The organism is Streptomyces vilmorinianum (assembly GCF_005517195.1).
Classification (GTDB): domain Bacteria; phylum Actinomycetota; class Actinomycetes; order Streptomycetales; family Streptomycetaceae; genus Streptomyces; species Streptomyces vilmorinianum.
In genome coordinates this window covers 3,088,341-3,112,207 of sequence record NZ_CP040244.1, presented here as the reverse complement: position 1 = coordinate 3,112,207, position 23,867 = coordinate 3,088,341, and the positions used below count along the sequence as shown (strand labels likewise).

The window sequence follows — 23,867 nt, the reverse complement described above, 5'->3', positions numbered from 1 at the left end:
ACGTCCTGGAGCACCCATGACCAAGGCCGATCTGGTCTTCACCCATGGCCCCGTCCACACCGGCGATCCCGCCCGCACCCGGGCGAGCAGCCTGGCGGTCACCGGGGAGCGCATCACCGCCGTCGGCCACGACGAGGTGCGCGAGCTGATCGGCCCGGCCACCGAAGTCGTCGATCTCCGGGGCAAGTTGCTGCTGCCCGGCTTCCAGGACGCGCATGTGCACGCCGTGTTCGGCGGGACGGAGCTGGCCGAGTGCGATCTGACGGGCACGGTCGGCGTCGAGGAGTACCTGACCCGGATACGGGCGTACGCCGACGCCCACCCGGACCGGCCGTGGATCACCGGCGGCGGCTGGTCGATGGAGAGCTTCGAAGGGGGCCTGCCCACCCGGCAGCTCCTCGACTCCGTGGTACCGGACCGCCCGGTCTATCTGCTCAACCGTGACCACCACGGCGCCTGGGCCAACACCCGCGCGCTCGAACTGGCCGGGCTCACCCGCGAGTCGGCCGACCCGGCGGACGGCCGCATCGAGCGCGAGCCCGACGGGACCCCGAGCGGCACGCTCCAGGAGGGCGCCACCGCCCTGGTCGCCCGGCTCGTGCCGCCGAGCACCGTCGCCGACCGGCTCGCCGGCCTGCTGCGCGCGCAGAAGCTGCTGCACTCCCTCGGCATCACGGGCTGGCAGGACGCCATGCTCGGGGTGCTGGGCAGCAATCCGGATCCCTCCGACGCGTACCTCGCGGCCGCCCGCGCGGGCACCCTCACCGCCCGGGTCAACGGCGCCCTGTGGTGGGACCGCGAGCGGGGCGCCGATCAGATCGACGAACTCGTGGCACGCCGCGAGCAGTTGAACCACGGGCGGTTCCGGGCCGGTTCGGTGAAGATCATGCAGGACGGCGTCGCCGAGAACTTCACGGCCGCGATGACCGCTCCGTATCTGGACGGCTGCGGCTGCGCCACCGCCAACTCGGGTCTGAGCTTCGTCGATCCGGTCGCCCTGCGTCCGTACGTCACCCGGCTCGACGCCCTCGACTTCCAGGTGCACTTCCACGCGCTCGGCGACCGGGCGGTGCGCGAGGCCCTGGACGCGGTCGAGGCGGCGGTCGAGGCCAACGGGCGGCGCGGCAACCGCCACCACCTCGCCCACCTCCAGGTGGTCCACCCGGACGACCTGGAGCGCTTCGCGCGACTCGGCGCCATCGCCAACATCCAGCCCCTGTGGGCGGCGCACGAACCGCAGATGGACGAGCTGACGATCCCCTTCCTGGGGCCCGAACGGTCCTCCTGGCAGTACCCGTTCGGCTCGCTGCTGCGCGCCGGGGCCACACTGGCGGCGGGCAGCGACTGGCCCGTCAGCAGCCCCGACCCGATCGCGGGCATCCACGTGGCGGTGAACAGGAGGGAGCCGGGCACCGCCGACGAGCGGGTCTTCCTGCCGGAGCAGCGGCTCGACCTCACGACCGCCGTCGCCGCGTACACCGCGGGCTCGGCGCATGTGAACGGGCTCGACGACTCCGGCACGCTGCTCCCCGGCCACCTCGCCGACCTGGTGGTGCTCGACCGCGACATCTTCACCGGGCCCCCGGAGGAGATCGCCGAGGCCCGGGTGCTGCACACCTACGTCGGCGGCACGCTCGTGCACTCCGCCTGATGCGGGCGCCGGACATGACGCCGGTACGGCGCCCGCCGGCGCCGCTACGGCGCCCGCTGTCAGCCGCGGTCCGCCCGCCGCGAGGATCCTCGTACCATCAGGCGGGTGGGCACCAGCACTCCCGACGGTTCGTCGTCGCCGTTCTCCAGGGCCGCGACGAGGAGCTCGATACCCGCCTCGGCGACCTCTCCGGGCCGCAGGCTCAGGGTCGAGACCGGAGGGTCGGTGTACGCGGCGGTGGTCTCCTCGCTCGCGCACACCACGAGCAGGTCCCCGGGCACGTCGTAGCCGTGGCGGCGCGCCGCCTCCAGGACGAGCGGGGGGCTCAGCTCCGCCACCACGAAGAGGGCGTCGGGCCGTTCGGCCGCGGTCAGCGCGCCGTCGACCGCCTCGACGACCGGACCGTTGCCGATGTCGGCGGCGAGCGTCACCCGGGGCGTGTCACCGTGCGCGGCGCACCACGCGTGGTAGGCGGTCAGGACGCCCCGGTGGAAGCGGGTCGTGCTGTCCGGCAGCACGAGCGCGGTCCGCCGCGCGCCCTGGTCCCTGAGATGGTCCAGGGTCTCGCGTACCGCCGCGCCGGCGTCGACGTCGACCCAGTGCGCGCCCGCTCTGCCTTCGACCGACGCGTCGCTGAAGACGGGGATGCGGGCGGCGAGCAGGTCCTCGACGACACCGTCGTCGGCGACCGGGTCGGCGACGATCACCGCTTCGAAGGGCAGGTCGGCCCACTCTCCCTGGAGCGAGCCCGCGGGCAGCATCACCAGCGCGTAGCCGTGTCTGAGCGCCGCCGCGGCGGTGGCGCTCGTCAGCTGGGCGAAGTACGGCGACTCCAGGTACGTCCACGGCCTGCCCGCGAACTCCCCCACGACGTATCCGATCAGCCGGGCCCGTCCCGCGCGCAGCTGTCGCGCGGCGGCGTTGGGCCGGTATCCCATCCTGCGCGCCGTGTCCCGTGCCTTCTCCCGCACGGCCGGGGAGAGGCGTCCCGTGCCGTTGAGGGCCGCCGAGACGGTGGTCTTGGAGAGGCCCGCCTCGCGTGCGACGTCGACGAGACGGACGCGGGGCGGGGCAGTCCGCGGGGCCGGGTCCGAAGCGGTCCGTGAGGGGTGCCCGCCATGTCGGGGTGCATCGGTCATGGGCTGATGCTGCCACCCCCGCGACCTCAGCAAAACCGTTCCCGCAAAGCCTTGTGCGGGAACGTTCCCGCATCAATACTCGCTCCATCCCCCAGCGCCCGTCACTACACCCGTAAAGGGGTGGGTCTCCTTGCGCATGTCCCGAACCACCGCCGTGCTCGTCTGCTCCGCCGCCCTCGCGACCACCACCGCCGGCTGTTCCGGCGCGACCGGGCCCCGGTCCGGCGCCGCCCCCGCGTACACGGTCACGCCGAACTCCCCCGCGGCGAAGGGCTCCCTCGACTCCCTCACCTGGTCGCTGTACGCCGAGCCGTACACGCTCGACTACGCCCTCGCCTACGACTACCCGCCCAACACCGTGCTCGCCAACGTGTGCGAGCAGCTGCTGCGGGTGACCCCCGACCTGAAGATCGAACCCGGCCTCGCCACGACGTACACCAACCCGGACCCGAAGACCTGGGTGTACACCCTGCGCTCCGGCGTGCGGTTCCACGACGGCTCGACCATGACCGCGGGCGACGTGGTCGCCTCCCTGAAGCGCCACATGGATCCGGCCGTCGGCTCTCCGTGGGGCTCCGCGTTCAAGAACGTGGCCTCCGTCGAGGCGAGCGGTCCGCTGGAGGTGACGATCCGGCTCACCAAGCCCGATGTCCTGCTGGGCGAGCTGATGGCGGCCTCCCCCGGCACCGTCGAGAGCGCCGCCTTCCTCGCGAAGGCCGGAAAGGACTACGGCGGCCCGAAGGGCAAGGTGAACTGCACCGGCCCGTACGCGCTCGACAGCTGGGCCCAGGGCGACAGCGTCACCCTCAAGAAGCACGCGGCGTACTGGGACCGGTCCCTGGCCCCGAAGACCGACACCGTGAAATTCACCTTCATCGAGGACCCGGCCGCCCGTGCCAACGCCTTCCTCTCGGGCACGGCCGACGGCGGCTACCTGGTGCCCTCCTCCTCCCTTGCCCAGCTGCGCAACACCTCCAAGGGCACGGTCCACTTCGGCCCCAACACGGCCGCGGCCGACCTCTCGATCCTCGACTTCACGGGCCCGCTCGGTGACCTGAAGGTCCGTCAGGCCCTCTCCATGGCCCTCGACCGGGAGAACATCATCAAGGCCGCGGCCGGGGGCGTCGGGGTCCCCGCGAAGTCCCCGACCGCGCGGGGCGCGTGGGCGCTGGTGCCGGAGAAGACCGACGCGTACTTCAAGGCCCTGCCCGAGCCGGTGTACGACGTGGCCACCGCCAAGAAGCTGGTCGCCGAGGCCGGCGCCACGGGGCGCGAGGTCACCCTCGTCACCAGCTCGCTGGCCCCCGAGATCAGCGTCGTGGCCAACGCCGTGCAGGCGGCCGGACGGCAGATCGGGCTCGACGTCCGGCTGAAGTCCGTCGCCCCGGAGGCGTACAGCGGCATCTTCGTCGACCCGAACGCCCGCAAAGGCCTGGACCTCGTCATCACCAACGGGTACGACAACACGCCCGACCCGCTGGAGTTCTACCAGTACCTGCGCACCGGCGACTTCGGCAACTACGGCAACTGGTCGAACGCCGAGTACGACGCCGCCTTCGACCGGGCCAACGCCGAGCCCGACCCGGCCCGCCGGGCCGAACTGACCGCGGAACTCCAGAAGATCGCCGTCCGCGAGCTGCCGGTCATCCCGCTGTACGAGGCGCCCTACTCGGTCTTCCTCGGCAGCCGCGTGACGGGCGCCCCGACCGGCATCGCGCAGCTGTACTACCCGTGGGCCGCGACGATCGGGGCCGCACAGTCATGACGCGCTATCTGGCGGGCCGGCTCCTCGGCCTGGCGACGGTGCTGCTCGTCACGTCGGTCGTGGTGTTCGGCACGGTGCATCTCGCGCCCGGCGACCCGGTGTCGTTCCTGCTCCACGGCCGCCCGGCGACGCCGGAGACGGTCGCGGCGCTGCGCGCCCAGTACCACCTGGACGACCCGCTGCCCGTCCAGTACGCGAAGTGGCTGGGAGGCGTGCTGCGGGGCGACTTCGGCCGCTCCACGCAGTTCCACCAGGACGTCGGCGCCCTGATCGGCTCGCGCCTGCCGGGCACGGCCGTCCTCGTCGGGTACGCGGCGCTGCTGGTCGCCGTCCTCGGTGTGACCGGCGGTGTCCTCGCCGCCCTGCGCCCGGGCGCGGTGGACCGTGCGGTGCTGCTCGGCACCGGCGTGGCCACGGCCACCCCCTCGTTCGTCAGCGCCATCGCGCTCGTCTCGCTCTTCTCCGTCCAGCTGGGCTGGTTTCCGGGGCCGGGCGGCACGCCCGAGACCTTCACCGACCGGGTGTACCACCTGACGCTGCCGGCCTTCGCCCTGGCGACCACCTTCGCCGGTCTCCTCGCCCGGGTGACCCGGTCGGCGATGCTCGACGAACTCGGGCGCGAGCACGTGGAGGTGGCGCGCGCCCGAGGCGTCGCGGCCGCCGCCGTCGTCCGACGACACGTGCTGCTGGGCGCCCTGGGGCCGATCGTCACCGTCGGCGGCACCATGCTCGCGGGTCTGCTGATCAGCACGTCGATCGTCGAGACCGCCTTCAACGTGTCGGGCATCGGCTCGCTGCTCGTGCAGTCGGTGACGGCCAAGGACTTCGCCGTCGTGCAGGCGATCACGCTGCTGAGCGTGGCGGCGTTCGTCGTCGTCAATCTCGTCGTCGACCTGCTCGTTCCGCTCGTCGACCCCCGGCTCTCGCTCCACGCGGAGGCTTCCCGATGACCACCGCCGTCTCCCCCGCGTCCGGGGCGCTGCGCCGCCGCCCCGGCCTGCGCGCGCTGCGCGTCCTCGGCCAGGGCCCGCTGTTCACGCTGTCCGTGGCGGTCCTTGCCGTGCTCGTCCTGGTCGCCGCGCTCGCCCCGGTCCTCTCGCCGTACGACCCCGAGGCGCTCGACCTGTCGGCGAGCCTGGTGGGCACCGGCGGTGACCATCTCCTCGGCACCGACCAGTCGGGCCGGGACATCCTGTCGCGGCTCATCCACGGCGCGCGCACGGGGCTGCTCGGCCCGCTCCTCGTGGTCGGTGTCTCGACCCTCCTCGGCACCCTGCTCGGAACGGTCGCCGCCTGGCGCGGCGGCTGGGCCGACGCACTGCTGTCCCGGTCGATGGACCTGGCCTTCGCGATCCCCGGGCTGTTGCTCGCGATCCTCTTGGTGGCGGTCCTCGGCTCGGGCATGACCGCGCCCGTGATCGCCATGGCCGTCGCGTACACGCCGTACGTCGGCCGGCTGGTACGGAGCATCGCCCGTCAGGAGAAGGCCCGCCCGTACATCGAGTCGTACCGGGTGCAGGGCTGGGCGGGCGGGACGATCTGTCTGCGCCATCTGCTGCCCAACATCGCCCCGACGGTGCTCGCGCAGTCGGCGATGAACTTCGGGTACGCCCTGATGGATCTCGCCGCGCTGTCCTTCCTCGGGTTCGGTGTCCAGCCGCCCACGGCCGACTGGGGAGCCATGATCAACGAGGGTCAGTCGGCGCTCCAGCAGGGGGCGATGCTGCCCGCGCTCGCGCCGTCCGTGTGCGTCGTCCTCGCCGTGGTGGCGTTCGGCATCGTCGGCGAGGGCCTCGCCGACCGGATCGCGAAGCGGGAGCGGTGAGCGCCATGACCGAGCAGCACACGCCTGTACTGAAGATCGACGGGCTCGGTGTACGTCTGCCGGGCGCGCAGGCGGCGCGGCCGATCCTCGACGGTGTCACCTTGCGCGTCGGAGCCGGCGAGACCGTCGGTCTGGTCGGCGAGTCCGGGTCCGGCAAGTCGGTCGCGTGCCGCAGCGTGCTGGGCCTGCTGCCCGCGCGGGCGCGTACGGCCGGCGAGGTGCGGGTGGCGGGGCGCGACGTCCTGACCATGGACCGCGCGGCCCTGACCCGGCTGCGCGCCCGACAGGTCGCCATGGTCTACCAGGATCCGCGCGCCTCCATGAACCCGCTGCGCCGCGTCGGCGACTTCCTCACCGAAGGACTGCGCGGCGCCGGCACCCCGGCCGCCACGGCGGCGGCACGCGCCGAGGAACTCCTCGACGCCGTCGGCATCCGCGATCCGCGCGGCGCGCTGCGCCGCTACCCGCACCAGTTCTCCGGCGGCATGCTCCAGCGCGTGGTCATCGCGGCGGCGCTCGCGGGCGAGCCCGAACTGCTGGTGGCCGACGAACCGACCACGGCCCTGGACGTCACGACACAGGCCGAGATCATCGCGATCCTCACCCGTCTCCAGGCCGAACGCGGCACCGGAATGCTCTTCGTCACCCACGACCTGGAGCTGGCGTCGGCGATCTGCGACCGGGTGTACGTCATGTACGCGGGCCGGATCGTCGAGACCCGGGGCACCGACGAACTGTTCGACCACCCGCGCCACCCGTACACGGCGGGGCTGCTGGCCTGCACCCCCCGTATCGAGTCCGGGGCCCGCGCCCCACGGCCCATCCCGGGCCGGCCCGTCTCCCTCGCCGAGGCGCCGCCGGGGTGCGCCTTCGCCGCGCGCTGCGCCCACGCACAGCCCCGCTGCGTGGAGGAGACACCCGTACTGGCCCGCCACGGCGACGGCCTGGCCGCGTGCCACCGCGCCGACGAAGGGATCGCACTGTGACCTCAACCGCAACCGCAATCGACACCGGGACGTCGGAAGAGCTCGTCGTCGAGGGACTGTACAAGCGCTACGGGGACCACACCGCCGTGGACGACGTGTCGCTCACGCTCGCGCCGGGCGCCTCCCTCGGCATCGTCGGCGAGTCCGGCAGCGGCAAGACCACGACGGTCCGGATGCTCGTCGGCCTGGAGCGCCCCGACGGCGGCTCCGTCCGCATCGGCGGACGCGACCGCTCGGCTCCCGCCCGGGGCCGGGCCGAGCGGCTGGCGCGCGCCCGGGAGATCCAGATGGTCTTCCAGGACCCGTACCTCTCCCTCGATCCCCGGGTGACCGTGGGCCGTTGCGTCGAGGAGGTGCTCCGGCTCCACTTCGCGATGGACGCGACGGCCCGGCAGGCCCGCGTCGCCGAACTCCTCGACCAGGTCGGGCTCGGCGAGCGGGAGGCGGCAGCCCTTCCGGGCAGGCTGTCGGGCGGTCAGCGCCAGCGCGTGGCGATCGCCCGCGCGCTGGCCGCCGAACCGCGGGTCCTGGTCCTCGACGAGGCCGTGGCAGCCCTGGACGTGTCCATCCAGGCCCAGGTGCTGGAACTCCTCGGCACCATCCGGCGCGAGGTCGGCATCGGCTTCCTCTTCGTCACCCACGACCTGGCCGTCGTCCGGCACATCACCGACGAGGTGATGGTCCTCAGGGCGGGCCGCGTGGTGGAGAAGGGCCCCACCGCCGAACTCCTGGACGCGCCGGCCCATCCCTACACCCGTCTGCTGCTCGACTCCGTCCCCCGCCGCGGCTGGGACCCCACCCTCGCCGCGGCCGGCCGCCGGTCCCTGGACTGAAAAGGCCGGAGAGGAGCCGGGCACCGGACGGGGTCCGGTGCCCGGCTCCACTCTCAGGGAGTCGTCGTACGGTCGTCGGTGCGGGTCAGTGTGCGGTGGGGCGGTCCGTCAGGTTGAAGGGGCGCGGATACGGCCCGGGCAGGAAGCGCGTGTGGCGGGCCTCGGAGGACGGACCGGCCTGCCGGGCCGCCGTGTTGAGGGACGCGGGCGAGGTGTCGCCCCACCGTCCCGTCCCGATGCGCCGCTCCAGGGCGTGCAGCGCGGCGACCTGCCTCGTCCACGGCGGCGTCGCGGGGTGACGTTCGGCGATGGCGGTGGTGACCGGACCGCCGTACGACTCGCCCCAGGCGATCGTGCGGCGGGCCTCGCCGATCCGGCGGGTGAACGCGTCGAGCGTGCCGAGCTGGTCGGGCACCGCCTGTTCGACGGCCCAGCCGGTGCTCGCGTACGAGGAACCGGCCAGGGCGTACCCGCTGTCGAGGAGCAGGGCACGGGTCGCCTCGTCGGGCGCGTCGGTCGCCGGGTTGGGCGCGCCGGACGGCCGGTAGCCGTGGCTGAGGAGCAGCACCGTGCCGTTCCAGCGCGCCGGTACGTCGATCTCGTACGCCGCCCCGGAGGCGTGCGTGCCGGTGAGGTGGCGGGGCGGGGGCTGCGAGGGAGCGGCGGCGGTGAGGGCCAGGACCAGGGCGGCGGCCACGGTGGTGGCGGCCGCGCCCCGGCGGTGGGAACGCGTGATCGTCATGGGGCGACTCCTTGCTCGGCCGGGGAGACGGCGGTCCGGGCGGACAGGGAGGTGCGGTTCGTCTCGCCGAGGCGCCACACGGCGAGCACGGTGAGCGCGGCGGCGACGAGCAGGAGCAGCGCCACCGGCGTGGTGCCCCCGTACGTGGCGGCGAGGGACTGAGCGAGGAGCGGGGAGAGACCGCCGCCGATGAGCGTGGCCGTCTGGTAGCCGAGCGAGGCGCCCGTGTACCGCGTCCGGGTGCCGAACAGCTCGGTGAGGAGCGCGGCCAGCGGTCCGTACATGATCGACTGGGCGATGCCGTGGCCGATGACGCAGGCGAGGATCAGCAGCCCGGGACGGCCCGAGCCGACGAGCGCGAACACCGGGAACGCGGTGGCCGCCGAGAGGAGCGCGCCGAGGGCGACGACCGGCCGTCGCCCCCAGCGGTCGGACGCGGCGGCGGCCAGCGGCAGGACCACGAGCGCGACGGCGGCGGCGCAGGTGACACCGGTCAGGACCTGTTGGCGGCTGTAGCCGTGGCCGGTGGCGTACGCGATGAGGAACGTGGTCATGACCGACTGGGCGGCGAAGGGGGCGATGCCCACGCCGGCCCCGAGAAGCACCGCCCGGGGCCGGCGGAGCACGTCGAGCACGGGCGGCCGCCGGCGCCGAGCGGCCCCCCGTGGCTGCTCGGCGCGGAACAGCGGGCTCTCGGTGACCGAGACCCGTACGTACAGGCCGATCGCGAGGAGCACCACGCTCAGCAGGAACGGCACCCGCCATCCCCAGCTGAGGAAGTCCTCGTCCGGAAGGGTGGCCACGACGGTGACGACGGCCGTCGAGGCGAGCGTGCCCGCCGGGGCGCCGAGCTGGGTGAAGGCGGTCCACCGGCCGCGCGGACGGTCGCCGGCGTGTTCGGCGGCCATCAGGGTCGCGCCGCCCCACTCGCCGCCGATCGCGATGCCCTGCACGACGCGCAGCAGGACGAGCAGGACGGGGGCCCACACCCCGATGACGTCGTACGTGGGCAGCAGGCCGATGAGCAGGCTGCCGGTGCCCATGAGCGTCATCGTCCACAGCATGCTCGCCTTGCGGCCGAGCCGGTCGCCGAAGTGGCCGAAGACGATGCCGCCCAGCGGCCGGGCGACGTAGCCCGCGGCGAACGTGCCGAGGGCCGCGATGGTGGAGACCGCCGGATCGGCCTCGGGGAAGAACAGGTCGCCGAAGACGAGGGCGGCGACCGATCCGTAGACCAGGAAGTCGTAGAACTCCACTGCCGAGCCGAGCAGTCCGGACAGTGCGACGCGCCGCAACTGTCGGATGTCACCGGCGTGTTGGGGAGGGGCGGACATGGCGTACTCCCGGGGGAAGGGGACGGGCCGAGGGGGAGGAGGGGTCAGACGTAGAAGCGGGACAGCGAGCGCAGGACGGCGGCGGGCTTGGCGCCGCCCTCGATCTCGACGGTGCCGTCGACGGCGATCTGCACGCCTCCGGGGACGTCGTCCACGGAGGCGAGGCGGGCGGCGAGCCGGATGCGGGAGCCGACGGGCACCGGGGCGGGGAAACGGACCTTGTCCAGGCCGTAGTTGACCTTGGTGGTGACGCCCTGGACGTCGAGGAGTCCGGTGAACAGGGGGATGAACAGGGAGAGCGTGAGATAGCCGTGCGCGATCGGGGCGCCGAACGGGCCGGCGGCGGCGCGCTCGGGGTCGGTGTGGATCCACTGGTGGTCGTCGGTGGCGTCGGCGAAGGTGTCGATGCGCTGCTGCGTGATCTCGAGCCAGTCGCTCGTGCCGAGGTCGCCGTCGTTCTCCAGGGCGAGCTTCTTCAGTGCGTCGATGCCGTGGACGGTGATGGTCATGTGAGGTTCTCCTCGGGGAGTGAAGGGTTCTCGACGCCGTGGCGGCGGCGGAGTTCGGGCTTGCGGAGCTTTCCGGAGGCGGTACGGGGCAGCGCGTCCGTCACCACGGCCGATTTGGGGATCTTGTACGCCGCCAGGCGCCCGGCGAGCGAGGCGAGGACGGCGTCCGCGTCGAGCGCGGCGCCGGGGCGGGGCACGAGCACCGCGTGCGGCACCTCGCCCCATTTCTCGTGCGGTACGCCGATGACGGCGCACTCCGCGACATCGGGGTGGGCGAGCAGCGCGTCCTCGACCTCGGCCGGGTAGACGTTCTCGCCACCGGAGATGATCATGTCCTTGATGCGGTCGGTGATGGTGACGTAGCCGTCGGCGTCGACGGTCGCGGCGTCCCCGGTGCGCAGCCAGCCGTCGGTGAGCGCGGCGGCGCTCGCCTCGGGCAGCCCCCAGTAGCCGGGCATCACGTGCGGGCCGCGGACGAGCACCTCGCCGGTCTCGCCGGGCGGGGCCTCGCTCAGGTCGGGCCGTACGACGCGCACATCGGTGAAGAAGTGCGGGACGCCCGCGGATCCTGCCTTGCTGACGACGTGCTCCGCGTCGAGGAACAGCACCCCGGGCGAGGCCTCCGTCAGCCCGTACCCCTGCTGGAAGTTCAGGCCGCGCCGCTGGTACGCGGAGATCAGCCGGCCGGGGACGGGGGAACCGCCGCAGTTGAGCGTGCGCAGCGAGGACAGGTCGGCGTCCGTCCAGCGGGGCGAGCGGGCCATCAGGTCGTACATGGTGGGCACGCCGAACATGGCGGTGATGCGGTGCCGTTCGACGAGGGCGAGGGTGGCGTCCGCGTCGAAGGACTCGACCAGGACGCAGGTGCCGCCCTTGAGCAGCACGGGCAGGGTGAGCATGTTCAGGCCGGCCGTGTGGAACAACGGGGCGGTGACCAGGGCGCGTTCGTCGGCGCGCAGGTCGGTGTCGACGAGGACGTTGACCGCGTTCCACGTCAGGTTGGCGTGGGTGAGCACGGCGCCCTTGGCGCGGCCCGTGGTGCCCGAGGTGTACATGATGATGCAGACGTCGTCCCCGGAGACCGGCTCCTCGGGCGGGGTGACGGTGGCGATGTCCGCTGAGGAGATCAACTCCTCGTACGCGGTGCCGACTTGGATGTGGTGGGCGAGCCGCAGTGTGGTGCGGTCCGCGTATCCGGGCGCGTGCACCAGGGTGTGGGCTCCCGAGTCGGTGAGCTGGTGGTCGATCTCGGGCGGCGCGAGCCGTGTGTTGAGCGGGACGAAGACGGCGCCGAGCAGTCCGGCCGCGAACAGCGTCTCCAGGAACGACGGATGGTTCGGGCCGAGATAGGCGATGCGGTCGCCGCGGCGCACGCCTCGCTCGCGCAGTGCGTGTGCGAGCCGGCGGACGCGGTCGTGGAGCTCGGCGTAGGTCAGGGACGTGTCTTCGTGGATCAGGGCGGTGCGGTGCGGGGTCTTGCGCGCCCGGCGTGCGGGCCAGGCCCCGATTCCCTCGTTGCGCATGGCGGCGTGCGGCGCAGGATGCGGTGCGGAGTGCGGCGCAGGGCGCGGTGCGGAGTGCGGCGCAGGATGCGGTGCGGCGTGCATGGCGGCGGCCCTTCAGACGAGCCCGAGCAGCCGGGCGGCGTTCTCCTTGAGGATCTTGGGGCGGACCTCGTCCTTGATCGCGAGCTTGTCGAAGTCGGCGAGCCAGCGGTCGGGCGTCAGGACGGGGAAGTCCGAGCCGAACAGGACCTTGTCCTTCAGCAGCGTGTTGGCGTACTGGACAAGCTGGGGCGGGAAGTACTTCGGTGACCAGCCCGACAGGTCGATGTGGACGCCGGGCTTGTGCGTGGCGACGGCGAGGGCCTCGTCCTGCCAGGGGAACGACGGATGCGCGAGGATGACCTTGAGGTGCGGGAAGTCCGCGGCGACGTCGTCGACGTGCAGGGGGTTGGAGTACTTCAGCCGGATCCCGCCGCCCCCGGGGACCCCGGCGCCGATGCCGGTCTGGCCGCTGTGGAAGAGCGCGATCGCGCCGGTCTCCTCGAGCACCTCGTACAACGCGTAGACGAGCGCGCGGTCGTTGGGGAAGAAGCCCTGGATGCTCGGGTGGAACTTGAAGCCCTTGACCCCGTACTCCTCGACGAGCCGGCGGGCCTGGCGGACCCCGGCCCGGCCGCGGAAAGGATCGATCGAGGCGAACGGGATCAGGACGTCGGAGTTCGCCGCGGCGGCCTCGGCGATCTCCTCGTTCGGGACGGGCGGGGTGCCGGTCGCGGACTCGGCGTCCACGGTGAAGACGACGGCGGCCATGTGCCGCTCGCGGTAGTAGGCGGCCATCTCGGTCACGGTCGGCTTGCGGTCGCCCGCGACCTTGAAGTACGCGGAGGAGGCGTCGTGGAGGTGGTCGGCCAGGGAGGCGTGCCCCTGGGCGGAGACCTCGGCGTGGGTGTGGACGTCGATGGCGACGAGGGCGTCGACGTTCATCGGGCCTCGTTCAGGTCCGAGGTCGGGACCTTGGGGGCGGGGACCTTCGGGGCGGGGACCTTCGGGGCGGGGGTCTTCGGGGCGGGGATGCCGACCGTCTGCGGGGTCGCCCCGACGGAGGTGTGCCAGGCGGCGGCGATCCCGTCCGGGGTCCAGCCGCCGTCGGCGTAGGCCGAGGCGACCTCCCGCGGGTGCGACCAGAGTGTCAGCCGGTCTCCACCGATGCCGACGCACTGGCCGGTCACGTCACGGGCGGCGTCCGAGGCGAGGAAGGGCACGAGCGCGGCGCAGTCGTCGACGGTGCCGAAGCCCTCGCCCTTGCGCAGGAAGTCCGGCAGCGGCTCGCCCCGCTCCCGCATGGCCTCCACGTACGGCGCGAAGGCCGGGATGGTCTCCGTCATGGCGGTGGCGGCGACCGGAACGATCGCGTTCACCGTGATGCCGGCCTTCGCCAGCTCCATGGACCAGGTGCGGGTCATGGCGGCGATACCGGCCTTCGCGGCGGCGTAGTTGGTCTGCCCGAAGTTGCCGCGCTGGCCCGCGGGCGAGCCGACGAGGACGAGACGGCCGCCCTCGCCCTGCTCGCGCATCCGGACGGCCGCGGCGCGGGCGCAGGTGAACGTGCCCTTGAGGTGGGTGGTGACGACGGCGTCGAAGTCGTCGTCGGTCATCTTCCAGAGCACGCGGTCGCGCAGGATGCCGGCGTTGGTGACCATCACGTCGAGCCGGCCGAACGCCGTGACGGCCCGGTCGACCAGGCGCTGCGCGGCCTCGGCGGTGCCGACGGCCACGGCCTCGGCGACGACCTCGCCGCCGCCCGCCTTGCGTACGGTCTCGGCCGCCTGCTCGGCGGCCTCGGCGTCGAGATCGTTCACGACGACCCGGGCGCCGGCGCGGGCCAGCGCGGTGGCGTACGCGAGGCCGAGACCGCGCCCGGAGCCGGTGACGACGGCGACCTTGCCCGTCAGGTCGACGAGCCGGCCGGAGGCGGGAGTTGGAGAAGACACAGGTGGTCCCTTCGCACGGGGTGCTGGTGATCGGTCGCCGGACGGCGCTGCCGGTCCGCGACTGAATGGAAGCTAAGACCAATAATTGTTGACGTCAATAGTTGTCGCATGGGTCATGGATGGCGCATCCTGGGGCCATGAACCTGGCGATGGACTCCGACGAACCGTGGATGCGCTCGCTCCACTCCGACACCGGCTACCTGCTCTACCGTCTGGGGCTGCGCTCGGGACAACTGTTCAACGCGGCCCTCCAGGAGTCCGGCGTACGTCTGCGCCACTACGCGCTGCTGCGCTATCTGGCCACCGTGGAGGGCGCTCTGCAGCGGGAGTTGAGCACGAGCCTCGGCTACGACCCGAGCGCGATCGTCAGCCTCGTGGACGACCTGGAGCGCCTCGGCTTCGTGGAGCGCCGCCCGGCCCCCGGCGACCGGCGCAGCCGCATCGTCGTCCTGACCGCCGCCGGCGGGGCGTTCCTGCGCGACACCGACAAGACGAGCCGCGGCGTGACCGACGAGCTGGCGGAGCCGCTCACCGCGGACGAACGGAAGGTCCTGCACGGCCTGCTGCTGCGCATGGCGGGCGAGGGCTCGCTCTGAGACGGCGTTGTCAGTGGTCGCCAGTAGGTTCAGCACTGTCTCGCCGCCACGGCGTGAAAACCCTCGTCATGCAGAGGAGATGGTGCGTTGTCAGACTGGGAGAGGTCGAGCACGGCACGGGTGATACCGCCCGCACGGCCCCGCAAGCTCGCCAAGGTCCCGTTCGTCGAGCTGGCCGACGGACGGCTGCAGGGAGTGGTGTCCAGCGGGTCGGACATCGAGCGGGTCTACGTCTCGTCGGTCGCCGCCGGCACGTACGCGTTCGCCTGCAGCACCAACAACAACCGACCCTGCGGCGGCGCTCGGGGCTCGTTCTGCAATCACATCCGGGCGCTGATCGCTGAGGCGGTGCTGCAGTACGGCGCCGAGCGTGTCGCCCGCTATCTGAAGGTCGACCTCGCGGACGCGGCACCGAGCGCGCAGAGCATCGCCGCCGGCATGAGCGGCGCCCGTCCGCCGCAGGGGACCACCAAGGACGCCGCCCCCGTCTTCAGCCGGTTCCTGCGCCACCTGGCGTATCTGGAACTCGCTCCGACCACCGCGCCGTTGCCGGAGATGCAGTGGTTCCCGCCGACCAGGGCGGTGGCCTGATGCGCGCCGACCTGCTGGCCGAGGACATCGCCGGGCTCGACGAGGCCCTGGCGGCCGTCGACGCCTTCGACCGGGCGCTCGTCTCCGGTCTGCTCCGACCCCAGCCCGCCCAGGCCGCCGGTCTGGCCGAGCTCGCGCGGGCCGTCTCCGGGACGCCGCTGGCCGCCAGGGTCGCGGAGGCGGCCGAGAAGGCGGCGGCCGGGACCGCGGACGAGGACCACTTCGTCGCGCTCGCCGCGGCCCGCACGGCACTGCTCGGTTCCGTCCACGACGCGCTGATGACGCGTATCGACGAGGCGACCGGCCACTCCCCCGGCGAGGACGGTGTCCCGGAGCCGGGCGCGCGGCAGGCGCTGAACGTCCTCGTCGCCGCCCGCTCCTGGCTGTCCGACCTGGCGCGCTGCGGCTGGCGGGGCATCGACCAGGACGTGGTCTCCGGGTCGGCACAGGTCGTCTCCGCGATGCTTCCGGACCCGGCTCTGCGCCGCCTCGCGACGCTCCTTGACGGCTTCGCCGCCGAGCTGGCGGCGTCCTGCCCCGGTGCGGCCCTGGAGCGTGTTCCGGTGCGCCGCTGGGCAGACCTGTGGTCGCGCGCCATGCTCCTGACGCTGCCCGGCGCGGCCGGCGTGCCCGTGACCGGTACGGCCACCGGCCGCCTCCTGCCGCTCGGTGTCGACCTCCAGGAGCACGCGACCGCCGTGCAGGCGCAGGTGCACGCGGTGTTCGAGCCCGCGGACGGCTCCGTGCCCCGGCTCGTGCGGGCCGGCGTGTCGGTCCCGAAGCCCGACACGGTCGTCGACGCGGGCCTGTGGCAGCTCCTCCGCCCGCACATGTCGCTTCTGGCGGCCGTCGGCGAGGGCCGCTCGATGGACCTCACCGACATGCCGGTGACGGCCGAGGGCGACCTGATCTGGAGCGACGAGCAGGCCCGCGCGGGCGAGCCCGCCGACGCCTTCGCCACCGCCCGTGTCGCCCTGTCCTCCGCGACCACCCCCGTCACCGCCCCGCTCGACCGGCACCCGACGCGGATCGCCGTGCCCGTGTTCCTGGAGGGGTACGTCTCCCAGCAGGACGACGAGGCGCTGACGTTCACCGTCGCCGGGCACCCTCTGCCCGTCGACACCGACCGCGTTCCGGCCGCCGGCCCGCTCACTCCCGCGGCCGTCGCGGCGTCCGCCGCCTGCATCGGGCTGCTGCGCTGGGACGACGGGGCCTTCCGCCTCCAGCCGCTGGCCGTCGAGACGACCGTCCGGAAGAAGACCGTCGCCCTTCACGCGGGAGCGTGGGCCGGTGGCACGACCGACAAGGCCGGCGTCAGGGCCGAGAAGGCCGCCACCGACGCCGTGGCCGTCCTGCGGGAACGAGCGGGGAGGCTGCTGCGGAAATGACGGAGCCCACGACGACCGATCCGACCAACGAGCCGTACACCGAGCCGTACACCGAGCCGTTTATCGAGCCGTACACCGAGGGGAACGCCGAGGGGAGCGCCGAGCCGGACGCGCACGACAACCGCCGTCAGGTCCTCTACTGGCGGCTCCTGGCCCGGCTCTTCGACCACGAGGAGCAGGCCACGCTGGAGTCCGCGAGCCTCGCCGTCGTCGAGGACATCGGTCTGCCGTCGGCGCTGCTGGATCCGCAGGCCTCGGTCGACTCGATCGTGCAGCGCCATCCGGAGCTGGCCGCCGAGTTCGAGGGCCTCATGGTGCCCGAGGACGCGTCCGAGGTCGCCGCGGGCGGGCGCGACCGGGCCGCCGAAGTACGCCGCGCCGCACTGGTGTCGAAAGTGCTGCTCAACGTCTTCGCCACCGGCTCCGGTACGGTCACCGCCGGGCAGCTGTCACGGTGGCAGTCCGACGCGGGCTGGCTGGAGCGCGCCCTCGGCTGCGAGCCCGGCCGGCTGCGCGGCGGCGGGCGCGGTGCGACTCCGGACCTCAACCGGCTGATCCCGGCGATCGGTCCGGAACTCGGCGCCCTCGAGGCCGACCTCGTCAAGCGGATGCACCTGCGCGAGGTGCTCGCCGACCCCAAGCTGGCCGCGCGGCTCACCCCGAGCATGTCGCTGATCGAGCAGCTGCTGCGGGACAAGAGCAACCTCTCCGGCGTGGCCCTGGCCAACGCCAAGGCCCTGATCCGCCGCTTCGTCGACGAGGTCGCCGAAGTGCTGCGCACCCAGGTGGAGAAGTCCACGGTCGGCGCGCTGGACCGCTCGGTCCCGCCCAAGCGGGTGTTCCGCAACCTCGATCTGGACCGCACGATCTGGAAGAACCTCACCAACTGGAGCCCGGAGGAGGAGCGTCTCTACGTCGACCGCCTCTACTACCGGCACACCGCCCGCAAGACGACGCCCCAGCGGCTGATCGTGGTCGTGGACCAGTCGGGCTCGATGGTCGACTCGATGGTGAACTGCACGATCCTGGCGTCCATCTTCGCCGGGCTGCCGAAGGTGGACGTCCATCTCATCGCGTACGACACGCGCGCCATCGATCTGACGCCCTGGGTGAACGACCCGTTCGAGGCGCTGCTGCGCACCAACCTCGGCGGCGGCAACGACGGCCCCGTCGCGATGGCCATGGCCCGCCCGAAGATCACCGACCCCGCCGACACGGTGATGGTGTGGATCTCGGACTTCTACGAGTTCGACCGCTCCCAGCCGCTGTTCGAGGCCATCGAGGCCGTGCACCGCTCCGGCGTGAAGTTCATCCCGGTCGGCTCGGTCACCAGCTCCGGCCGCCAGGAGGTCAACCCCTGGTTCCGAGAGCGCTTCAAGGGACTTGGTACGCCGGTGATCTCCGGCCACATCCGCAAGCTCGTCCACGAACTCAAGACGTTTCTCGCTTAAGACTTTTCCATGAAAGGCCCTGACATGTCCGACCTGTTGCGCGCCCCCGCCGAGATCAAGTACGCCGAGGAGCTGGATTGGCTGGAGTCCGTCGACGACAGCCCCAAGCCGTTCTCCTGGCGTCTGTCCCCGAAGATGGTCCGCCTGTTCATTCTGGGCTCCGAGCGCTCCGACGGCCTGGACCGGGAGATCTCACAGAAGTGGTTCGGCGACCGCAGCTTCGTCGAGCGCTCGATCGTCACCCTGGCCTCCGACCGCGGACTGCTGCTCATCGGCGATCCCGGCACCGGCAAGAGCTGGCTCGCGGAGCTGCTGTCCGCCGCGATCTGCCGCAACTCCACGCAGGTCGTGCAGGGCACGGCCGGCACGACCGAGGACCACATCAAGTACTCCTGGAACGTGTCCATGGTCATCGCCAAGGGACAGTCGCGGGAGTCGATGATCCCCTCGCCGATCATGACCGCGATGGAGACCGGCACGATCGGCCGTTTCGAGGAGCTGACCCGCTCCACCAGCGACGTCCAGGACGCGCTGATCTCCATTCTCTCCGAGAAGTACATCTCGGTTCCCGAGCTTGACAGCGAGAACGGCGAGAACATCGTCTTCGCCAAGCCCGGCTTCTCGGTCATCGCCACCGCCAACAGCCGCGACCGGGGCGTCAACGACCTGTCGTCGGCGCTCAAGCGCCGGTTCAACTTCGTCCGCATCCCGGTGGTGACGAACAAGAAGAGCGAGGCGGAGATCGTCCGCTTCCGCACCGAGGAACTGCTGCGCCGCCACCAGATCGAGCTGGACGTGCCGCCGACGCTCCTCGACGTGCTGCTGCAGAGCTTCGCCGACCTGCGCGCCTCGTCGGCCTCGGCCGGCAGCGACGACGAGAAGCTCGAGTCCGCGCTGTCCACCGCCGAACAGATCGGTGTGCTGGAGGACGCGATCCTGCACAGCAACTTCTTCGGCGAGCGCGCGCTGACCGCGCACACGCTGGCCTCCTCGCTCGTCGGCTCGCTGACCCGGCGCGAGCCCGAGGACCTGGCCATTCTCAACAAGTACCTGCACGGTGTCGTCGAGCCGCGCAGCAAGGAGGAGGGCGGGTCCTGGCCGGAGTTCCTGGAGGGCGGCCGCGACGCGATCGCCACCCTGTCATGAGCGCCCCGACGGGACGTACGGAGGGGACGTTCACCGCGCTCCGCGGCCAGCTCCAGGAAGCCGCGGCGACGTTCGCGGACGGGCCCGACGCCCTGGAGGGCATCCTCCTCGGCATCGTCGACGACGTCGACCGAGCGGTGCGCGAGCCGCTGGAGATCTTCCCCGTCTGCCACCACTCGCCGGCGTCGGCGGTCGCGATGGCGCGCCGCCTGCGCGAGAAGCAGCCCAAGGTCGTGTACCTGGAGCTGTGCGAGGACATGGCGCCGCTCCTGACGGAACTGCGCAACTGCCGGCTCCCGGTCGCGGTCCAGGCGTTCGCCTCCAAGCTCGACGGCTTCCCGGAGGAGTGGGCGCCGCTCTCGGTGGTCGCGCCGATCACCGAGGCGTCGGCCGAGTACCAGGCGATCGCCTACGCCCTGGACACCCCGGGGGTGGAGCTCGTCCTCGTGGACCGCTCCTCGGACCACGTCTTCCAGTGGGACAGGCGCCGGGAGCCGGCCGCGGCAGCCGATCCGGATGTGCCGGCGGCCGAGGAGGAGACGGCGCTGCACGGCGACGCGGTCGGCGTGGACATCGGCGACCTGCGGCCGCGTTTCGCGGAACTGGAGGAGCACCTGCTGCACCACGGCAAGGTGCGGCACTGGTCGGAGTGGTGGCACCAGTACGTCGAGCTGCCTCTCGGCGACAGCGACCACGACACCTACCGCCAGGCCATGTTCCTGATCGGCAGCCTCTTCCGGCGCCTGGCCCCCGGCGACGCGGACCGGGTGCGGGTGGACGAGGACCGCGAGCGCTACATGTGGACCAGGATGCGCGAGCACCTGGCCGCCACCGATACCGATCCGGCGGACTGCCTCTACGTCTGCGGCGCCTTCCACGCGGCCAGCCGGGTCGCGGAGTTCGGCGTCCACGGCAGCGACACCTTCGAGATCGGCCCGCGCACCGCCACCACCTGGCAGCACGGTCTGATTCCGTCCAGCCACACGGCGATCGAGGCGCAGTTCGGCCTCGCCTCCGGCTCGGTGTCGATCGCCGCGACGGTCTGGGCGAAGAACCTCAAGCGCACGCGCGTGGAGCCGTTCCGGCTGGCGGGACAGGCGGGCACGAAGAAGCCGAGGCCCAGGAAGACCGCGGCCGCGGCCGCTCCCGTACCGGTGACGGATATCCCGGCCTCGGACCGGCTCACCGGCTTCCTCCAGCGCCCGCCCGTCCTCGACAGGCTTGACGAGGCGGAACTGCTCGGCTGGTCGGTGGAGATCGTCCGCGCCGCGCGCCGCAACGGCTATCTCGCCTCCACGGCCGACGCCATCGCGGTGTTCGAGACCTCGATCCTGCTGGCCGGGATGCGCGACCGGGCCAGGCCGACGCCGTACGACTTCCAGGACGCGGCCGTCACCTGCATCGAGAAGGACGCCGTCCCGGGCCGGCGCGACGTGCGCCGCCTCGTGGAGATCATGATGGGCGGCGACCGGACCGGCCAGGTCGGCTACGACGCGCTGCCGCCGCTGGCCCGCGACGTGCACGACCGGCTCGCGCCGCTGGGCCTGAAGCTCCAGCAGCGCGGTGTGCAGCGGGCTCTCCTGGACATCACGTCCCAGCCGGAACTGGAGCGCTGCTCCGACGTGCTGTGGATGCTGCGGTATCTGATGCCGCACGGCGCCGCGCGGCCGATCATGGGCGAGCGGAAGCTGGGAGAGCGGCCGATCCAGGAGTCGTGGGACGTGGCGCTCGGCACGCACCAGCGCGCCCTCATCGAGCTCGGCTACGAGGGCGTCAGCATCGAGCAGGTCCTGGAGCAGCGCCTGCGCCGCGCGGCGTACGACGCGCAGGCCACCGCGGCGACCGTCCTGGAAGCCGTCGAGGACGCGACGCTGTATCTGCGCAGCCGCCGGCTCGCCGACGAACTGGGCACGCGCGCGCTGGAGGCGCTGTCGGCCGAGCGCAGTGTCGACGGCGCGCCGGAGGTGCTGCGCCGGGTGCGGCGGCTGCTCGCGTACTACCGCACGAGCGAGCCGGTGCTGCCGCCGTGGATCGAGTCCTTCGTCAAGGCCGGTTACGCGCACTACTGCACGCTGCTGCCGACGGCGTTCACCGACGAGGACGCGACGGTCCGCCAGGTGGCGGCGATGCTGGGCTTCCTGTTCAGCATGGAGAGCCTGGCGCTGTCGCTGGGCTGCGACCGGACGCAACTGGAGCTCGCGGTCGCCCAGTCGCATCCGGAGGACGCGTCGAAGACGGCGCTGCTGTGGGCGGCGCGGACGCATCTCGGGCACCTGTCCCGGGCGGAACTCCGTTCGAAGTGCGACGAGTTGCTGGGCAACCCCTTGGTGGTGCCCGCCTACCCGCGCTACCTCAGCGGCTTCGTCCACGCCCTGGAGCCGGTCCCGAGCCTCACCGACTTCGTCGTGGAAGCCGTGTCGAACGCCTTCGGCCGGCTTCCCGACCCGGTGCTCCTGCCGTGGCTGCCGACCCTGATCACGACCCTGCGATCGGACGGCGCCGAGCTGGCCCCACTGCTCATCCGCGAGGCGGGACGGATCCATCCCGGCCGTCTCGACACGCTGGACACGTGGGTGCCGCCGTGGCGAACGCGACCGGAGCCGGTGACGGTGCCACGCCCACGGCACACGGCCGACGTCCCGGGCGCCGCCCTGCTCGCCGCACATCCCGCGACGTGCGACGCGGTGGCGCGCCTGCTGGGCTGCGAGGGAACGTGGGACGCGCCGGCCACCGACCCACGAGGCGCGTCACTGTCCGACCGCCATCCGGCCACGGCTCTGGCACTGGAGGCACTGCTGGCCACCACCTGACGCCGACGCCCTGGGAGCCACTCGCCGACCACCGCGGTGTCCCGGCGAGCGTGCCGGGGCCCACGGCTGGGGCACCGGCGACACGCGTCCCAGCCGGGACGTCCCGGCGCGGTGCTGGAGGCACTGCTGACCACCACCTGACGCCGACGCCCGGGGAGCCACTCGCCGACCACTGCCGTGCCCCGGCGAGCGCGCCCGGGCCCCACGGCTGGGGCGCCGACTCGCGCCTCACGCCCGGGTACGGACCAGGACGTCCTCGCGCGGTGTCCGTCCGGCGCCGCACGGTGTCGGTCCAGCCCCGGCTCACGCGTCCCGGCCGCGGTCGCCGCTCGGCGTCGCACGATGTCAGTCCAGGCGCCAGCTCCGCGTCCCCACCACGCCGCTTGCGCGGGCCGCCGCTCGAGGGCGCGTGTGTCGGTCTCGACGCCGCCTCACGCGTCCCGGCCGAGACGTCCCGGCGCGGTCGGCCGCTCGAAGCCACGCGTGTCGGTCTCGACGCCGCCTCACGCGTCCCGGCCGGGACATCCTGGCGGGTCGCCGTTCAGCGCCGCACGGTCTCGGTCCAGATGCCAGCCCCGCGTCCCAACCACGCCGCCGACGCGGCCGCCGCTCGAAGCCGCGCGTGACGGTCCACGCGTCCCGGCCGGGACACGGACACCCCGGCGCGGTGGCCGCCCGACGCCGCACGATGTCGGTCCAGGCGCAGGCGCCTCGCGTCCCAGCCGGGACGTCCCGGCGCGGTCGGCGCTCGGCGGCGCACGGTGTCAGTCGGCCCGCTCTTCGAGCCTCCGTGTGGCCCGGGCAGCGGCGCGGTGGGCGTTCTGGGCCGCACGGCGGGCTGCCTTCACCGCCTTGTCGGCGGAGGCGGCCTCGGCCTGGGCTTCCCGCCGGGCCTGCTGCGCCGCGCGCAGTTGTTCCTCGCGTTCGGTGACACGGGCCTGTGCCGCGCGAAGCGATCCCTCGGCCTGATGGAGCTCCTCGTCGCGGCGGCCGGCCTCCGCGACGGCGGCCTCAGCCTCCTCGGCTGTCGTACGTCGCTCTCGGGGCGGGGGCTCCTTCGCCTTCCGCGTCGGGCGAGCGGGTACGGCCTCCGGGGTGACCACACCGAAGCCGACCGCCGCTTCGGGTGCCTTCACGAGCGTGCCCCGCGCCCATTCATTCGCCACGTCGGCGCCGGCGAGGACCGCGTGGAAGATCTGCTCGACCTCGCGCAGGACCGTGTCGCTCACAGGCTGTCCGGCCTGCTCGGCCAGGCCGGCCGCCTCCCGGGTCAGCGCGGCGATCACCTTGTGCCGCTGCCCGCTCGCTTCCCGCATCTTCTCCGGATCGAGCAGGCGATGGGCCTCCCGCAGGGTCTCGCCGAGCGCGAGCAGCCGCTCGACGTCCGCCCGCCGTTCCCGTACGAAGAGATTCGACGCCCACGCCGCGGTCGTCGGGCGCCTCAGGGCGGCGATCGCCTTCGCCGCACCTGCGTCCTGTTCCTTGCGCGCCGCGGCGACATACGCGTCACGGGCCGCGGTGAACTCGTCGGGCCGCAGCCCGTACAACTCCTCGGTGACCTGCTCGACGTCCACTCCCCCACTATCCGCCGAGCCTGCGCCGGAG

20 protein-coding genes are annotated in these 23,867 nt (G+C 72.7%); 12 read left to right on the top strand and 8 right to left on the bottom strand.

Annotated elements, in window-relative coordinates; translation table 11 throughout:
- The first annotated feature begins 16 nt into the window (after nucleotides 1-16).
- Nucleotides 17-1,651, top strand: coding sequence for an amidohydrolase (locus FDM97_RS14635; protein ID WP_137990845.1), 1,635 nt, complete (start codon nucleotides 17-19; stop codon nucleotides 1,649-1,651).
- A gap of 59 nt (nucleotides 1,652-1,710) precedes the next feature.
- Here the strand turns inward: FDM97_RS14635 and FDM97_RS14630 are convergent, their stop codons facing one another.
- Complete coding sequence (locus tag FDM97_RS14630; protein WP_137990844.1) at nucleotides 1,711-2,790, bottom strand: LacI family DNA-binding transcriptional regulator; 1,080 nt, start codon at nucleotides 2,788-2,790, stop codon at nucleotides 1,711-1,713.
- Nucleotides 2,791-2,926: 136 nt separating this feature from the next.
- Here FDM97_RS14630 and FDM97_RS14625 point away from each other — a divergent pair, with 136 nt between their 5' ends.
- The 5 genes from FDM97_RS14625 to FDM97_RS14605 are packed head-to-tail and all read left to right on the top strand — an operon-like array spanning nucleotide 2,927 to nucleotide 8,199.
- Nucleotides 2,927-4,555: an ABC transporter substrate-binding protein gene (locus tag FDM97_RS14625; RefSeq protein ID WP_137994825.1), complete on the top strand. Its 1,629-nt coding sequence runs from the start codon at nucleotides 2,927-2,929 to the stop codon at nucleotides 4,553-4,555.
- Complete coding sequence (locus FDM97_RS14620; protein ID WP_137990843.1) at nucleotides 4,552-5,505, top strand: ABC transporter permease; 954 nt, start codon at nucleotides 4,552-4,554, stop codon at nucleotides 5,503-5,505. The genes FDM97_RS14625 and FDM97_RS14620 overlap by 4 nt, the downstream gene beginning before the upstream one ends.
- Nucleotides 5,502-6,380 (top strand): ABC transporter permease, encoded by an 879-nt coding sequence (locus tag FDM97_RS14615; RefSeq protein WP_137990842.1) that lies wholly within the window; start codon nucleotides 5,502-5,504, stop codon nucleotides 6,378-6,380. The genes FDM97_RS14620 and FDM97_RS14615 overlap by 4 nt, the downstream gene beginning before the upstream one ends.
- Before the next feature lie 5 nt (nucleotides 6,381-6,385).
- Nucleotides 6,386-7,366, top strand: coding sequence for an ABC transporter ATP-binding protein (locus tag FDM97_RS14610; protein ID WP_137990841.1), 981 nt, complete (start codon nucleotides 6,386-6,388; stop codon nucleotides 7,364-7,366).
- Nucleotides 7,363-8,199: an ABC transporter ATP-binding protein gene (locus FDM97_RS14605; protein WP_254705592.1), complete on the top strand. Its 837-nt coding sequence runs from the start codon at nucleotides 7,363-7,365 to the stop codon at nucleotides 8,197-8,199. Before FDM97_RS14610 ends, FDM97_RS14605 begins: the two co-directional genes overlap by 4 nt.
- An 85-nt stretch (nucleotides 8,200-8,284) precedes the next feature.
- On the opposite strand, the gene FDM97_RS14600 is transcribed toward FDM97_RS14605, so the two are convergent.
- The 6 genes from FDM97_RS14600 to FDM97_RS14575 form a co-directional block, all read right to left on the bottom strand.
- Nucleotides 8,285-8,941, bottom strand: coding sequence for a hypothetical protein (locus tag FDM97_RS14600; protein WP_432816214.1), 657 nt, complete (start codon nucleotides 8,939-8,941; stop codon nucleotides 8,285-8,287).
- A complete protein-coding gene (locus FDM97_RS14595; RefSeq protein WP_137990839.1) occupies nucleotides 8,938-10,275 on the bottom strand; it encodes an MFS transporter in 1,338 nt (445 codons plus the stop codon). Before FDM97_RS14595 ends, FDM97_RS14600 begins: the two co-directional genes overlap by 4 nt.
- 44 nt (nucleotides 10,276-10,319) lie before the next feature.
- On the bottom strand, nucleotides 10,320-10,784 hold the full coding sequence (locus tag FDM97_RS14590; protein WP_137990838.1) for a MaoC family dehydratase: 465 nt from the start codon (nucleotides 10,782-10,784) through the stop codon (nucleotides 10,320-10,322).
- On the bottom strand, nucleotides 10,781-12,307 hold the full coding sequence (locus FDM97_RS14585; protein WP_137990837.1) for an acyl-CoA synthetase: 1,527 nt from the start codon (nucleotides 12,305-12,307) through the stop codon (nucleotides 10,781-10,783). The genes FDM97_RS14590 and FDM97_RS14585 overlap by 4 nt, the downstream gene beginning before the upstream one ends.
- A gap of 96 nt (nucleotides 12,308-12,403) precedes the next feature.
- Complete coding sequence (locus tag FDM97_RS14580; RefSeq protein ID WP_137990836.1) at nucleotides 12,404-13,273, bottom strand: amidohydrolase family protein; 870 nt, start codon at nucleotides 13,271-13,273, stop codon at nucleotides 12,404-12,406.
- Nucleotides 13,270-14,280 (bottom strand): SDR family NAD(P)-dependent oxidoreductase, encoded by a 1,011-nt coding sequence (locus FDM97_RS14575; protein ID WP_137990835.1) that lies wholly within the window; start codon nucleotides 14,278-14,280, stop codon nucleotides 13,270-13,272. Before FDM97_RS14575 ends, FDM97_RS14580 begins: the two co-directional genes overlap by 4 nt.
- Before the next feature lie 137 nt (nucleotides 14,281-14,417).
- Here FDM97_RS14575 and FDM97_RS14570 point away from each other — a divergent pair, with 137 nt between their 5' ends.
- The 6 genes from FDM97_RS14570 to FDM97_RS14545 all read left to right on the top strand — a co-directional run bounded on the left by FDM97_RS14570 (nucleotide 14,418) and on the right by FDM97_RS14545 (nucleotide 22,262).
- On the top strand, nucleotides 14,418-14,876 hold the full coding sequence (locus tag FDM97_RS14570; protein ID WP_254705591.1) for a MarR family winged helix-turn-helix transcriptional regulator: 459 nt from the start codon (nucleotides 14,418-14,420) through the stop codon (nucleotides 14,874-14,876).
- An 87-nt stretch (nucleotides 14,877-14,963) separates the two neighbouring features.
- A complete protein-coding gene (locus FDM97_RS14565) occupies nucleotides 14,964-15,467 on the top strand; it encodes a hypothetical protein (protein WP_137990834.1) in 504 nt (167 codons plus the stop codon).
- Nucleotides 15,437-16,855, top strand: a complete 1,419-nt coding sequence (locus tag FDM97_RS14560; RefSeq protein ID WP_137990833.1) for a hypothetical protein — start codon at nucleotides 15,437-15,439, stop codon at nucleotides 16,853-16,855. The genes FDM97_RS14565 and FDM97_RS14560 overlap by 31 nt, the downstream gene beginning before the upstream one ends.
- A complete protein-coding gene (locus tag FDM97_RS14555; RefSeq protein WP_254705590.1) occupies nucleotides 16,852-18,306 on the top strand; it encodes a VWA domain-containing protein in 1,455 nt (484 codons plus the stop codon). The genes FDM97_RS14560 and FDM97_RS14555 overlap by 4 nt, the downstream gene beginning before the upstream one ends.
- A 24-nt stretch (nucleotides 18,307-18,330) precedes the next feature.
- Nucleotides 18,331-19,452 carry an ATP-binding protein gene (locus tag FDM97_RS14550; protein ID WP_137994822.1) on the top strand — a complete coding sequence of 374 codons (1,122 nt, stop codon included), beginning with the start codon at nucleotides 18,331-18,333 and terminating at the stop codon, nucleotides 19,450-19,452.
- Nucleotides 19,449-22,262 carry a DUF5682 family protein gene (locus FDM97_RS14545; RefSeq protein WP_137990832.1) on the top strand — a complete coding sequence of 938 codons (2,814 nt, stop codon included), beginning with the start codon at nucleotides 19,449-19,451 and terminating at the stop codon, nucleotides 22,260-22,262. The genes FDM97_RS14550 and FDM97_RS14545 overlap by 4 nt, the downstream gene beginning before the upstream one ends.
- 764 nt (nucleotides 22,263-23,026) lie before the next feature.
- Here the strand turns inward: FDM97_RS14545 and FDM97_RS14540 are convergent.
- Nucleotides 23,027-23,836, bottom strand: a complete 810-nt coding sequence (locus FDM97_RS14540; protein ID WP_137990831.1) for a hypothetical protein — start codon at nucleotides 23,834-23,836, stop codon at nucleotides 23,027-23,029.
- Between the last annotated feature and the right edge of the window lie 31 nt (nucleotides 23,837-23,867).